1 protein-coding gene and 1 pseudogene are annotated in these 1501 nt (G+C 64.3%); both read left to right on the forward strand.

The genetic code is table 11. The features are described 5' to 3' along the window. Nucleotides 1-103: 103 nt before the first annotated feature. Nucleotides 104-1192 carry an IS110 family transposase gene (locus FJ936_RS30395; RefSeq protein ID WP_141907503.1) on the forward strand — a complete coding sequence of 363 codons (1089 nt, stop codon included), beginning with the start codon at nt 104-106 and terminating at the stop codon, nt 1190-1192. 88 nt (nt 1193-1280) lie between these two features. Then, nucleotides 1281-1501 (forward strand): annotated as a pseudogene (locus FJ936_RS30750) (hypothetical protein); the annotation flags it as partial.

The raw sequence follows: 1501 nt of genomic DNA on the forward strand, positions 1-1501 counted from the left end.
TGCCGCCCGTAATCGGCAAGCGACGCCAGCGCCTGGTGAGTTGGCCTCAAACGGCGCTACGGCTGCTAAAAAGCCTTCTGTCAAACCACGCAGGAGGCGGCTGATGGAATATTTTTGCGGACTGGATGTTGCGGTGGACGAGACGGCGGTGTGCGTCGTCGACGAACACGGTGAGGTGCATTTGACGGTCAAGGTGGAGACCGATCCCGATGCGTTGTTCGTGGTGTTGAAGCCGTTCGTCGCGCGTCTGCGGCGTGTCGGCCATGAGGCGGGATCACTGTCGCCGTGGCTGCATCCCGAGCTTTCGAAACGCGGACTTCCAGCGATTTGCCTGGAGACCCAGCACGTGCGCGCCGCGATGTCGGCACAGCGCAACAAGACGGATGCCGCCGACGCGCTCGGCATCGCCCATATCATGCGCACAGGCTGGTTCCGTCAGGCCCATATCAAGACGCAAGATTGCTATCAGATGCGGCTGTTGCTGACCCACCGGCGCAACCTGAAGCGCAAGTTCCTTGATCTCGAAAACGCCGTCCGCCACTCGCTGAAGGCATTCGGCATCAAGCTTGGCGGCACATCGCGCGGTGCTTTCGACCAGGCGGTGCGCACGGCGGTGGCGGATGATCCGCTGTCAGCCGAGCTGATGGACGCCATGCTGTCAGCACGCGCCGTGCTGTGGCGAGAATACTGTCGGCTGCACGACCTGGTCGTGAAGATCGTCGCGAAGAGCGAACTGTGCCGGCGCTTCATGGCGATCCCCGGCGTTGGTCCGGTGACGGCGCTCTCGTTCATGACAGCGATCGACGATCCGTCGCGCTTTCGCCGCTCGCGTGACGTCGCCGCCTACTTCGGATTGACATCACGGCGCTGGCAGTCGGGCACATCGATCGACGTTCAGGGCCGCATCTCCAAGGCCGGCGACGCCGATGTGCGGCGCGCGCTCTACGAGGCAGCCTCGGCGCTGATGACGCGCTTCCGCGGCCGGGACAAGGTCAAGAGCTGGGGCGAGCAGCTCGCCAAGCGCTCCTGTCATCGTAAGGCCTGCGTCGCGGTGGCACGCAAGCTGGCGGTGATCATGCACGCCATGTGGAGCGACGGCACGTTCTATGTCGGCGATGCGAGCGCGACCGAGACCGACGCCGCGCAACGCGCCCACAACAAGGATCGGCGCCTGCTGGGAGCGCATCGATGAGAGGCGCGACGGAAATTGGAACACATGGCGTCGGCACGATGACTGACGCCAACTGACACATAGGATCCGCCCCGGCGGATGAGGACCGATGCAGACCAACAACGACGGAACGCACGTTATCTTGCCTGCGGCCGCGCCGATCGGAAGACGGCCGGACCGCGCTCGATTGCCTGTGACGCTGCTCCGTCAGTGCGATGGAAAAGTGCGCCGCGACGGCTCGAGCGCTGCAACGCTGCAGCCCAAACACCCCGTCGCAGAGCGCGGAGGACTGCTCGTCGCATCGGAACTCGACGTCAAAACGCGAGATCG

The sequence above is a fragment of the Mesorhizobium sp. B2-4-13 genome (assembly GCF_006658535.1).
In the GTDB taxonomy this organism is placed as follows: Bacteria; Pseudomonadota; Alphaproteobacteria; order Rhizobiales; family Rhizobiaceae; genus Mesorhizobium; species Mesorhizobium australicum.

What these genes read in the sequence shown, in the direction of transcription:
- FJ936_RS30395 (WP_141907503.1), top strand. Translation starts at nt 104, where the DNA reads ATGGAATATTTTTGCGGACTGGATGTTGCGGTGGACGAGACGGCGGTG.